At 66.9% G+C, this 12,634-nt stretch carries 9 protein-coding genes; 2 read left to right on the plus strand and 7 right to left on the minus strand.

What is annotated here, in order from left to right; all coding sequences use genetic code 11:
* Positions 1–2: 2 nt before the first annotated feature.
* The 4 genes from A3ES_RS0131265 to A3ES_RS0131280 are packed head-to-tail and all read right to left on the minus strand — an operon-like array spanning position 3 to position 4,995.
* A complete protein-coding gene (locus A3ES_RS0131265; protein ID WP_020390787.1) occupies positions 3–2,255 on the minus strand; it encodes a sensor histidine kinase in 2,253 nt (750 codons plus the stop codon).
* A 1-nt stretch (position 2,256) separates the two neighbouring features.
* Positions 2,257–3,561, minus strand: coding sequence for a hypothetical protein (locus A3ES_RS0131270; RefSeq protein ID WP_020390788.1), 1,305 nt, complete (start codon positions 3,559–3,561; stop codon positions 2,257–2,259).
* Positions 3,562–3,568: 7 nt separating this feature from the next.
* Positions 3,569–4,633: a hypothetical protein gene (locus A3ES_RS0131275; RefSeq protein ID WP_020390789.1), complete on the minus strand. Its 1,065-nt coding sequence runs from the start codon at positions 4,631–4,633 to the stop codon at positions 3,569–3,571.
* A complete protein-coding gene (locus A3ES_RS0131280; RefSeq protein ID WP_020390790.1) occupies positions 4,630–4,995 on the minus strand; it encodes a hypothetical protein in 366 nt (121 codons plus the stop codon). Before A3ES_RS0131280 ends, A3ES_RS0131275 begins: the two co-directional genes overlap by 4 nt.
* Before the next feature lie 446 nt (positions 4,996–5,441).
* Between A3ES_RS0131280 and A3ES_RS0131285 the strand changes: the two genes are divergently transcribed.
* Positions 5,442–7,661, plus strand: coding sequence for an NADP-dependent isocitrate dehydrogenase (locus tag A3ES_RS0131285; protein WP_026163379.1), 2,220 nt, complete (start codon positions 5,442–5,444; stop codon positions 7,659–7,661).
* Between the two features lie 88 nt (positions 7,662–7,749).
* On the plus strand, positions 7,750–8,721 hold the full coding sequence (locus A3ES_RS0131290) for a hypothetical protein (RefSeq protein ID WP_020390792.1): 972 nt from the start codon (positions 7,750–7,752) through the stop codon (positions 8,719–8,721).
* Between the two features lie 4 nt (positions 8,722–8,725).
* Here A3ES_RS0131290 and A3ES_RS0131295 read toward each other — a convergent pair whose 3' ends face one another.
* From A3ES_RS0131295 to A3ES_RS0131305, 3 genes are all read right to left on the minus strand, one after another.
* Complete coding sequence (locus A3ES_RS0131295; RefSeq protein ID WP_020390793.1) at positions 8,726–10,768, minus strand: HelD family protein; 2,043 nt, start codon at positions 10,766–10,768, stop codon at positions 8,726–8,728.
* A 182-nt stretch (positions 10,769–10,950) separates the two neighbouring features.
* Entirely contained in the window at positions 10,951–11,370 is a 420-nt protein-coding gene (locus A3ES_RS0131300; RefSeq protein ID WP_020390794.1) for a hypothetical protein, read from the minus strand.
* Between the two features lie 9 nt (positions 11,371–11,379).
* On the minus strand, positions 11,380–12,624 hold the full coding sequence (locus A3ES_RS0131305) for a Gfo/Idh/MocA family protein (protein ID WP_040455983.1): 1,245 nt from the start codon (positions 12,622–12,624) through the stop codon (positions 11,380–11,382).
* Positions 12,625–12,634: the final 10 nt, after the last annotated feature.

Consider the following 12,634-nt stretch of genomic DNA (forward strand, 5'->3'; position numbering starts at 1 on the left):
GATCAGCTCCTTCGGGGCCGCGTCTGGTCGGCGAGAGGTAGGGACAGACGGACCGTCGTTCTCTCGTCGGCGGGGATGATGTCGATGGTCGCCTGCATCGATCGCATCAGGTTGTCGACGATCCAGAGTCCGAGTCCGGATCCTTCGCCGGTGGAGTTGCGTGCCCGCGCGCCACGCCAGTTCCGCTGCAGCGCCAGGACCGCGTCCTCGGCTTGGAGGGCCAGGCCGGTGCTCGTCACCGCGACAGCGAAGACCTCCTCCGTCACGAGCCCGGAGATCTCGACCCTGGTCTGTTCGTAGCTGTACTTCGCCGCGTTGTCGAGAATGTTCCCGATGCACTGTTCGAGAAAGGCATTGTCGAAGCTGACGAGTCGTCGGCCCAGCCCCTGGATCGACGCCCGGTCGACGTCGAACCCGATCCGCCGGCGTGGGTTGCTCAGCATCTGCGCGTCATCGGCCGCCGCTATCAGCATCCTCAGCAGATCATCAGCACCGTGTACCTCCACCTTGGCCTTGGGCGATGCTCCCTTGCTGAGCGCGGCGAACACGCCGGCTGACATGGCCACCCGACTCGCCTTCCGGCACAGCCCCCGGATGGCCCGCAACTGGAGTTCGGTCTTGCTGTCGAAGCGGGCGCTCTTCAGAACGAGTTCCGTTCGGCTGGTTGCCGCGATCAAAGGGCTGACGAGCTGATGCTCAAGATCCTCCAAGGCTTCGGCCTGGCCCCGGTTGGTGACCTGGAGGTGTTGGCGGGTCTCGTGCAATCGGCGGAGGGACTCCTGGAGGTGCTGGTACAGGCCGATCTGATCTCCGACGATTTCGCAGACCTGCGCGGAGTTCGCGGGCACCTCGCGGGAGGGGCCGAACGCCTCCAGGACGCCGAAGAACTTCTCGCCGACGCTGATCGGCGTTCCGATCAGCCAGTGAACCGGCCGGTCCAGCCCTTCGTCGGCCAACGCCTGGTCCTCGGTGGTGATCAGCTGCGACTTCGACCGGTGCACACTGCCCGCGAAGAAATTGTGGCGGGACGTCTCGCCCTTGCGCCGGCGGTTCACCGCTGCCCCCGCCCGCGGGGACCCGGTCGCCAGCACGCGTTCCAATCTCGATCCGTTGCTGCCTGCGGATACCGTTCGATGCACTCCCGCACCGGTGCAGTCCTGGACCACGTCCTGCACGATGCTCAGGGCCTTTTCGTAGATGAGTTCGTCTCGAGGAGCATCGCGCTTCAGCTCATCCGCGACCAGCTTGTTCAAGCCTGTGATCGCGGCGGCCAGCCGACGCCAGGACTCGATCTCGGCCGAGATCATTCGCCGCTGGAGCCAGTTGCTCCAGTGCTGCGCCACCAGCGACCCGACCGGAACGAGCAGCGACAAATCGGCGGGGGTGAAATGGAACGGCGGGCCATGCAAGCCACTGCAGCTGATCAGTCCCCAGATGTGCTCACCGGTCGCCAACTGCGCCACCATTTCCTCCTGGTCAGCTTCGACATTCGGGCCGCCACGCTCGACAGACTGCCCGGCCACGCCGGCTCGACGGACGTGGACCGGCTGGTGATCGGACTTCTCCGACGATGTCGCGACCAGTGGGAAAGGCTGTTCCGCTTCTCCCGGTTCGTGCAGGTAGATCGACACATCGGCGCATCGCAAGGACTGTCCGACCGCCTCACACAACGTCTTCAGATGGCCTGCCAGCAAGTCCCGGTCCAACGGAAGCAGCGAGGTCTCGAACTCGGCCTCGCGGAGGATGCCGTCGCACAAGTTCACCAGGTCCAGGGTCTGCCGGTCCCGGACGACACTGCACAGCTCCGGCAGTACCTCCAGCAGATCCACCGCGAGGTCGAACGCCTCGTTCCCTAGCGGTTGCCCGCCGTGAAGGGTCAGCACGCCTTGACCGCCGTCGAGGAAGTCAACCGGCAACGCTGCCATGGCCGGGCGATGGCCGTCGGCGGCTGGGGTACTGCTCTCGTCTGCGGCCAGTGGTATCGCCAACGACCGATGGGCAAAAGCCGCGAGGGTGACCGAATCCGCGCGTGCCGGAGCTGTCGGCGCGGACCGCGCTCCATCCGTCCAGATGGCGAGAACTGACGGTACAGCCGGATTTGCCTGGCTGTGCACTGCCTCCCAGAGGATCACCGAGGATGCGCCGGTTGCCTGTCCGATGACCCCCACGAGGTCGTCCAGACTTCCTGACGGCTCGCCACGAAGCGCGGCACGCACCATGCGGCTGAGCCAGGAGGCCGACGAGACGGACTCCATTTCAGACGCCTCCGCCGTGGAGCCATTTCGCGGCGACCGGCTGAGAGGAGGTCGAGAGCCCGTACTCCGCTCTGTCTACCCTCACATCGGCCAGGCCCAGCAGGTTGAGCCGCGCCTGATTCGATCTCGGAACAACACCCTCATCGAACACCGCCCCACGGGCAGCGAAGTCCTGAAACATGTGCGCGGCCAGGCCGATCAGCGCCGACTCGCTTTGGAAGGGCATCTGGACGAGGCCTGCCTCCAGAGCACTCGCGCATTGCTGGAGGTGGCTCGCTGCGGGGCTGTCGGCAACCGCCTCTGTCAAGGCGCCAGGCACCACCTCGCCTTCGGGCTGCCACTCATACTGGGATGGCACGATCTGGAGGAGGTCCGAGTAGACCTCGATCCGGTTCCTGCCGTCGGGCAGATGGCCGAGGAATCTGAACAAGCCACCCGCTCCGTTGCCGGGAGTCGAATCGTCACTGTCGCCGACCAGCCAACGGAGCAGGGACACAGCCTCCTGCGCGGCCTTTTCGACGTTCGGCTCGACCTGAGCTCGCACCCGACGCCAGCTGAGGGCCGACAGCAACCGATCTGGCGCGGCGCTGGACGGAACCTCCTCATCCGGCCGGCGGGTCAGCTCGTGCGCGAGGTTGAAGAACCAATCAGCCAGTCCGCGGTCCGTGGGCTTCTCGACATAACTCACCAGCGCGCACACGTCGGTCGCGGTCTCGACCAGGAACTCCCCCGCCACCTCGCGGCCCATCGCCTCCGACTCGGTCAGGGTTGCCAGCGCGAAATCCACCCGCAGCCGCGGCGCCGGACCGATCCAGCTCTCGGACGGGCCGCCGCCGGGCGCCTCATCGTCCGCGCCCAGCATCCACCAGTCCGATCGGCCTGAATCCGCCGCCACGAACTGACGCAGATAGTTCCTCGCGGTGGCCGCCATGATCCGGCGAACGTCGGCAGACTCCTCAGCCGCGCAGCTGATCAGAGTCTCCTCGGCACGCAGGAGCCGAATCCGGGTCAGCGGATCTTTGCGGCGGGGCTGCGCTGCCGCTCGTGCGGTCCGACCTGGAGCGGATGTCGCGATCAGGTCGCGCAGACCCGTCGTGTCAACCACATGCCAGCGCTGCGCACCGAGCAGGTCCGGCCCGCTCTCGCGCTCATCAGTCGGCTGATCGCGGGGCTGGACGAGCGGGTGCGCCGAAGACAGGACCTTCAGGATGCCGGCGGGATCGGCCTCGCAGTACGCGGCAAGTTCGAACAACGAGAACTCCTGCAGAGTTGCCGCGGCCGCCAGAACGCTCGAAGTCGTGGTCATGGCTACCTCACCTCACATCGACTTCCAGCAACTGCTCGGCCTTGACCGAATCCGCGACCCAGGATCGGAGCGCCTCCTGCATCTGGGGCGGGAGATCCGCGCAGCTCAGGAATCCGACGAACCTGTCCTTCAGGTCGAGCGGCCGGTCGAGCACATTCAGCTGGACCGCCAGCCTCGCGACCCGCGCCTCGCTCTCCTCGGGACTCAGCTCCAGGTCGCCCTCGAGCCAGGCCACCAGATTGTCCGCCGCAAGGTGACCCATCGCCCGCGCGTGTACCTCGGGTGCGTCCGGGCGTCTCTCGAGGACGCCCTTGAGCCGGTCGGCATGCCGCCGTGCGGCCGGTGCCAGCTGTGGATCGATCTTGCCGGCCCATCGGTCGAGGAAGTAGTGCGCCGCCCAATCGAGGAATCCCTCGGCGAAATCACTGTCGTTCTTCACCTTGTCCTGCCGGGCAGGCACGTGACAGACGAACTCGTGAGCCAACAACATCGGCACCGCGGCGTAGGCAGCCGGCCCGAACTTGTCGCAGAAGATGCGCAGTTCGACTTCCGCGGCCTGTGCATTAGGCGGTAGATGCGTGACGGCCGTGACGGCATACGGATCGATCTTCAGATCCGCGTTGCGGGGATGGCTGAGAGTGTGAGCAACCGACAGCCGCGACGGTCTCCACGAGGGTCCGTAAAGAGCACCTGCCTGGGCTTGTACGCTCTCGAAGAGGCCCTTGAAAGGATCCTCTACATTTGCGGACTGAATCCGATCCTGAAGCTCGAGCAGCAGTGTCCGCTCCTCCGGACCCGCGGGCTTTCCGGCGATCGTCTCGACAATGACTTGTTTCCAGTCGCGAACGACCGTCGCGACGGCTGTGGCGTCGTCGCAGTCCAGCGCCGACAGGTTCCGCGCCAGGAGGTCCAGCTCGAGGAGCACCAACTGCACTGCCTGCATCTGGTCCGTCACGTCGGTCAGCCGGGCCAGGCTTGCCCGTACGGCGTGGAAAACAGCTGCCCTTGCCAGCAGACTTCGCCACATGATCGGTTCGAGCCCCGCGTACGGGGACGTGCCGACCGGGCTCATGGGACTCGGCCGTCGGCACCGTCGACCTGTTGTGGTTCCTTGAGAACCGCAACGCCGAGGCGCCGCCTGAGTCGTGGCCAGATCACCTCCTTCCACAGGGTCTCCGCGACCTTCGAGCCGGCACTGACCGTGATGCCAATAATGATGGGAGTCAGGATCGGGTCCAGCCCTTGGCTGCCCTCCGTGACCACTACTTCGGCGCGATCGACCTCATCGATGCGAACATCCGCCGCCACCGCGGCAGCGGCCGCTTCGCTGGCCGGATCGCTCAGTTCGGCCAGGATCTCGTCGACCACTGCCTGGATCTTCTCTGCCCCCGCGTCGCCGCGAACATAACGCAGCTCAATCGTCGAACTGATCATCGTCGTTTCCCCCATTGCCCCCGCGCAACGATTTCGATGCGCGTCTCCAATCTGGCACCGCGGACCCCTGGACGCCAGAGGTGGTCGGCCGCAAGTTTCCACCCGGCAGATCAGAGCAGTCGTCCATCAGTGCCGTCCGTTCGCTCCAGATCACACCTCGCGTTGCAGGCCGGTTGAGTTAGGCGAACTAATGAATTGAAATCGCCCTGCCCTTTCATCTTCGCAGCCGTCAGAGGAAACAATTGCCGTAAGGCTTCCCGGCGCGCGGTGAGCGCGGAGTCATCGGGACTTCCGACCGCCCATCGCGGCATCAGTGGAGCTGCCCCGCGGCGGCTCGGGCGGTGAGCATCGCCACTCGAAGGCCGGAGGGGATGGTCTGCCCATTAGGGTGGAGATGCCTCCACGGGGTGGCCCGGGAGCGACACGAGGAGCAGAGGACGTACCTGGTGACTGAGTCGACCATCATCTATACCCACACGGACGAGGCCCCGGCACTGGCGACGTACTCGTTCCTGCCGGTGATCCAGGCGTACGCCGCGCAGGCCGGGGTGAGCGTGGAGACCCGGGACATCTCGCTGGCCGGACGGATCATCGGCGTCTTCGGCGACCAGCTGACCGAGGCCCAGCGGATCCCGGACGCGCTCGCCGAGCTCGGCGAGCTGGCCAAGACGCCGGCCGCGAACATCATCAAGCTGCCCAACGTCTCCGCCTCGCTCCCCCAGCTCAAGGCCGCGATCGCGGAACTGCAGAGCCAGGGGTACGCGCTGCCGGAGTACCCGGACGAGCCGAAGACCGACGCCGAGCGGGAGATCCGCACCCGCTACGACAGCACCAAGGGATCGGCCGTGAACCCGGTCCTGCGCGAGGGCAACTCCGACCGCCGCGCGCCCGCCTCGGTGAAGAACTACGCCAAGACCCACCCGCACCGGATGGGCGCCTGGACCGCCGACTCGAAGACGAACGTCGCCACGATGGACGCCGACGACTTCCGCTCGACCGAGAAGTCGACCGTGATCGAGGCCGACGGCACGCTCCGGATCGAGTTCGCCGGCGCCGACGGCGAGACGACCGTACTGCGCGAGTCGATCCCGGTGCTGGCCGGTGAGGTCGTGGACAGCTCGGTCATGCACGTCGCCGCGCTGCGCGAGTTCCTCACCGCCCAGGTGAGCCGGGCGAAGGCCGAGGGCGTGCTGTTCTCGGTGCATCTGAAGGCCACCATGATGAAGGTGTCCGACCCGATCGTGTTCGGGCACGTGGTCCGCGTGTTCTTCCCGAAGACCTTCGCGCAGTACGGCGAGACGCTGGCCGAGGCCGGTCTGTCCGCGAACGACGGGCTGGCCGGGATCTACACCGGGCTGGCCGGGCTGCCGGACGGCGACGCGATCAAGGCCTCGTTCGACGCGGAACTGGCCGACGGCCCCGCGCTGGCGATGGTGGACTCCGACAAGGGCATCAGCAACCTGCACGTGCCGTCCGACGTGATCGTCGACGCCTCGATGCCGGCCATGATCCGCACGTCGGGGCACATGTGGGGTCCGGACGGCGGGGAGCACGACACGCTCGCAGTACTGCCGGACAGCAGCTACGCCGGGATCTACCAGGTCGTCCTCGACGACTGCCGTGCGAACGGCGCCTTCGACCCGGCGACGATGGGTTCGGTCCCGAACGTCGGCCTGATGGCGCAGAAGGCCGAGGAGTACGGCAGCCACGACAAGACCTTCGAGCTGGCCAGCGCGGGTACGGTTCGGCTGGTCGATGCCGACGGCAACGTAGTACTGGAGCAGGAAGTTGCCGCGGGCGACATCTTCCGCGCCTGCCAGACCAAGGACGCGCCGATCCGCGACTGGGTCAAGCTGGCCGTCACCCGGGCTCGCGCCACCGGCGACCCGGCCGTGTTCTGGCTGGACGAGGCGCGCGCGCATGATCGCAACGTCATCGCCAAGGTCAAGCAGTACCTGGGCGAGCACGACACCGAGGGTCTGGACCTCCAGATCCTCAAGCCGGTGGACGCGATCAAGTTCTCGCTGGAGCGGATCCGGCGGGGAGAGAACACCATCTCGGTCACCGGCAACGTGCTGCGCGACTACCTGACCGACCTGTTCCCGATCCTCGAGCTGGGCACCAGCGCGAAGATGCTGTCGGTCGTTCCCCTGATGGCCGGCGGCGGTCTGTTCGAGACCGGTGCGGGTGGCTCGGCGCCGAAGCACGTCCAGCAGTTGGTGAAGGAGAACTACCTGCGCTGGGACAGCCTCGGCGAGTTCTTCGCCCTGGCCGCGAGCTTCGAGCACCTGGCCCAGACCACCGACAACGCCCGGGCCCAGATCCTCGCGGACACCCTGGACCGCGCCACGGCGACGTTCCTCAACGAGGACAAGTCCCCCACCCGCCGCGTCGGCGGCATCGACAACCGCGGCAGCCACTTCTACCTGTCCCTGTACTGGGCCCAGGAACTGGCCAAGCAAACCGACGACACCGACCTGGCCAAGGCCATCACCTCCCTGGCCGAAACCCTGGCCGGCAACGAGCAGACCATCGTCGACGAACTCCTCGCCGTCCAAGGCGACCCGGCAGACCTCGGCGGCTACTACCAGCCCGACCCGGCCAAGGCCGCAGCCATCATGCGCCCGTCAAAGACGTGGAACGACGCTCTCGCTTCCTTGAGCTAATACCACCAACAAAGGCGCCCGGTGACCATCTGATATCGGTCACCGGGCACTCTTGTGTTCGCCACCAGACCGAGGATCATGAGGGCCCATGGACAGCTTGGTTATTCAGACAATTGTTGGGCTGCTGTTGATTTTCGCGGGCCTTTCCGTGGTGGTCTCGGTGGTCACCGAGGGGGCCACGCGGTTCATCGGGTTGCGGGGCGAGTATCTGCTGCGCGGGATTCGGTCGCTGGTGGATGGGCCGACGGCCAATCAGATCATGATGCAGCCGATGGTCGCCCGGACGGCCGACAAAGGAGTACTGCCGGACAACGCGGGTAATACCGCGCTGGGCAGGGTGGAAAGAAGGAAGCTTCCGTCTTATCTCTCGGGTCGTTCTTTTGCGCGGTCGTTCCTCGACGTTCTCGTGCCGGACATCTCCGGGACCACCACCGTCGCTCAGGTCAGGACCAAGGTCGTCGGCTGGGAAGACGACAATGCGCTGAAGAAGCCGTTGCTGAGTCTTCTCGCTGAGGCCGGGGACGACATCGGGAAGTTCCGGGAAGGCCTGGAGCAGTGGTACGACGACCACATGGACCGGGTGACCGGGTGGTACAAGCGCCATGTCCGCTGGATCTCGCTCGGCGTCGCGACGGTCATGGTGCTGCTCTTCAACGTCAACGCCATCGGCATCACCCGCTCGCTCTACACCGACGAAGCGCTTCGGGAAACCGTCGTCACCCAGGCCGCGAACTCCGCCGACTGCTCGAACAAGGACGCGGGCGACTGTCTGAGCGACCTCCGCACAGAGATCCAGAAGGTCCGCGCGTCCGGCCTTCCCATCGGTTGGGGCCCTGTCTCCGCCTGCGCTGCGCCCGATGCGTCCTGCAACTGGTTCGAACAGCGAGGGTTCGCCGACCCGGACCAGGGAACCGGCCAGGACATTCAACTTTTTCTGCTCGTCCTGGCCGGCTGGGCGCTGATGGTGGCTGCCACCGTCCCCGGAGCTCGCTTCTGGTTCGACGCGCTGTCGCGGCTCGGGAGCCTGCGATCCACCGGGCCGAAACCGTCGAGCAGATAGCGGCCTAGCTCAGCAGGCTCGGCAGCGGAGTTGTGTGGACTATTTGCAGAGAGCTGACTGCGCGTGTCAGTACGACGTACAGGCGGTGGAGGCCGCGGGGTTCGGCTGCGACGATGTGGGCTGGTTCGGCGACGATGACCGCGTCGAACTCGAGGCCCTTCGCGAGGCTGGCCGGGACGCAGACCAGGCGTTCCGTGTCCATCTCGTCTTCGGTCGCGCCCAGGAGTGCCGGGTGCAGACCGGCCGCTGCGAGTACGTCGTACAGGGGTGAGATCTGGTCGTCGGCCGCGATGAGTGCGACCGAGCCTTCGCCGGCGAGGGCGGTCTTGCAGGCGGCGACGAGGGTGTCCGTGAACGAAGGCTCGTCGGTCGAGACGATCGAGAGCGCGTCGGCGACGGTCCGGACACCGCGCGGTACGCCGAGCGTCGGTGCGATCTGGGGCAGCAACCTGGCCGCGAAGTCGATGATCTGGTCCGGGACGCGGAAGCCCCGATCGAGTTCGGCCACGATGGCGTCGGACTTCTCGAGGTGATCGAGGACGCGATCCCAAGAGCCTGCTGCCCAGGGCGTCGTCGCCTGCGCGAGATCGCCGAGGACCGTCGCCGACCCGGTGCGGCACCGCCGGCCCAACGCGCGCAACTGCATGGCCGACAGGTCTTGTGCCTCGTCCAGCACGAGATGGCCGAGCGAGCCGGCCTGGCGTTCGATCAGGTCGTCTAGCTCGTCCAGCAAGATGGTGTCGGCGCCCGACCACTTCGCCGACTTCCACGAACGGGGAGCCTTCGGCCACAGCAGTGCGGCGCGCTCGTCGGCGGTGAACTCGTCGGCCGCCTGCGCCAGGAACTGGGCGTCGGAGAACAGCCGCCAGAGCACCTGCTCGGGGACGACGCGGGGCCACACCGTATCGAGCACTGCACGCACGGGCTTCGAGCGGGCCACGGCGTTCTGCGTACGGTCGTCCGGCGACTCGCCCCGCTGCTCCATCTGAACCAGTACTGCGTGCGCGATCCGCTGCGCCAAGGCGTTCCGTCCCGGGGCGTATCGCGTCGACTCGCGCAGGGCGGACACGATGTCCGCGAGCTCGTAGTCGTGCACCCGATAACGATAGGAACCCTTGCTGTAAAGGATTCCGGTGGTCGGCGTACCGACAGCTGACCACAGGGCGCGGCGCAGTACGCGGGCCATCCGTGCATCACCTTTGAGCCGCGCGGCCTCCGAGTCGTCCGACGCGGCCGCGGGCTGGTTGATCAGCTCGTCGATGGTGATCTGCCGTACGTCGACCTCGCCGAGCGCCGGCAGGACCTTGCGGATATAGGAGAGGAAGGAGCGGTTCGGCCCGACGATCACGACTCCGCCGCGACTCAGCCGTTCCCGTTCGGTGTAGAGCAGATACGCAACCCGGTGCAGGCCGACGGCCGTCTTGCCGGTACCGGGTGCGCCCTGCACGCAGACGCTTGGATGCAGCGGGGCGCGGACCAGGTCGTCCTGCTCCGGCTGGATCGTCGCCACGATGTCGCGCATCGGTCCGGTGCGCGGGCGCTCGATCTCGTTCCGCAGGAAGGCGTCGGCCTGGTCGGCGTACCCGCTGCCGATCATCGGCTCGTCCTCGAACCCGGTCAGCTCAGCCACATCGGAGAACCCATAGCGGCGCCGCAGCATGACCCGCTGCCGGTCGCTGCGGGTCGCTCGATAGAACGGCACCGAGACTCGCGCCCGCCAGTCGATCACCAGTGGGGTGCCGTTGCCGTCGTGAACGTGCCGGCGGCCGATGTAGATCCGGTCGATGTCCTCGATGGCGCCGGCCTCGTAGTCGAGCCGGCCGAAGAACAGCGGCACCTCTGGCAGGTCGAGCAGAGCCTGCGTCCGCATCCGTTTGGCGCGTTCGTTCGCTTCGTTGGTGAAGCGTTCGTCGTTGTCCTCGCCGCCGATCAGCGGCACGTCTCGTGCCTCGACCTCCTGGTACATCCGGGCCAGCGCCACCCGGGCCTCGGCGAGGAAGGCCTGTTCGGCCTCGAGTTCTTCTTCGGAGCGTGCGGATTCGAGCATCGGAAAATGCAGCCTCGACTCGTGTTGGAGAAAGCGAACGACGGACAGGCGATCAACAGATCCCGCCCCGGAGACCATCCGGTTCGATTCGATCCTTCACGCAGTGCACGGAAACCACCCGAAAAGGCAGGCCGGGGACGCTACCAGCACCCCCGGCAACCCGCCACTGATTTATTGGCCGGCTACAGCGCCTCTTCCAGCCGGTTGCGCAGCAGCTGTTCAAGCGGCAGGGAGTCCCCGTCCCGCGCGCCGAGCCCGACCGTGAGCGGCGGATCCGACGGCACCACCCGTACTCCGAACAGCCGCGCCTTGAGGCCGGCCGGCGTACCGAGGATGTAGAAGTTGCCGTCGGCATCCGCACCGAGCGACCGGTTGCGACGCAGGTACCAGCCGACGATGCCGGTCCGGTAGCTCGCACTCGACCCGACCACCGGCGCCCGCAACGGCTGCGGCTCGATACCCGCCGCCTTCAGCTTCTCAATGAAGTCGGCCAGGAGCGCCCGAGCCTGCGCGGTCTCGGTGGCCTTGCGGTGCGCGAGGGCAGCAGCCTGAGCGACGGATGCCTCCCGCCGTCTCTCACGCCAACTCGGCTCGTTGTCCACTCCCCCAGCCTAGGCCGGGCTCAGGGTGACGACCGTACCGGTGGTGCGGGCGCGTTCGGCGGCCCAGACGACTCGGTGGCTGGCGAGGCTGATGGTGGCATCGGTGGGGAGTAGTCCCGGATCACCGGTCTCGACCGCGCGCAGGAACGAGGCGGTGAGTTCCTGATCTCCCCCGCCGTGACCGTCACCGTCCGCCTCAGGTACGGCGACGAGCTCCTCGGCGCCGGTGCGGAAGTCCACCAGCCGGATCGTGCGGCCGTTTCCTTCCAGATAGCCGTGAGTGCCCAGGAGCCGGGTCTGCCGGTGTTCCATCGGAGTGAACGCACTCATCGTGAAGGAACAAGTACCGCCGGCTGGGAACTCCAGGTTCACCACCTGATGATCGACGACGTCGTTGTCGCACGCGTAGACGCACCGGCCGTACGGACCGGTCCGTAGAGCCTCGAGTACGCCGGCCTCGGTGCGCTCCTGAGTGACCGCCCCCAACGGCCAGAAGTGCCGGCCGGGGTCGGCCAGGCAGTCGAGATAGAGGCGCTTGGCCGAGTAGGGGCACGACGGTTCCAGCGGGCAATCGACGCATCGCGACGCGGCTCCAGCCGGTCGCTCGGAGGCCCGGAAGTGGGTCAGGCTGCCGAACGAACTGACCCGGGCCGGCACCTGGCCGAAGAGATGGACGAGCCAGTCGAGGTCATGGCACGCCTTGGTCAGCAACATCGGCGCTGACGTGTCCGACCGGCGCCAATGCCCACGGACAAAGGAATGTGCGTGATGCCACCAGCCGACGGGTTCCAGGTGCTGCACGTTCACCAGCCTCCCGATCCGGCCGGAGTCGAGCAGCCCTTTCAGCATCCGGGTGTACGGCGTGTACCTCAGCACGTGACAGACGGCCAGGATGATCCCGTTCCGCTGAGCCGCCCTGGCAATGGCGGCAGCATCGTCCTCGCTGGTGGCCATCGGCTTCTCCAGCAGGATGTGATAGCCGAGATCCGCGAGCCGTACCGCGGGTTCGGTGTGCAACTGGTCCTGGGTGGCGATGATCGCCGCGTCGGCCAGCCGCCCGGCATCGGCGAGTTCACCCCAGTCGGAGTACAGCCGATCGGCCGGTACGGCGAACTCTGCGCCGAGTGCCGATCGCCGGCCCGGATCGGGTTCGGCGATGGCGGTCACCCGCGCCACTGAGGACCCGACCGCGCTCCGGGCGTACAGCTGACCACGCAGTCCCCCGCCGACGAGGGCTAGAGTCACGCTAGCCATGGATTCCTTT

This window comes from Kribbella catacumbae DSM 19601, assembly GCF_000372465.1.
Lineage (GTDB): Bacteria > Actinomycetota > Actinomycetes > Propionibacteriales > Kribbellaceae > Kribbella > Kribbella catacumbae.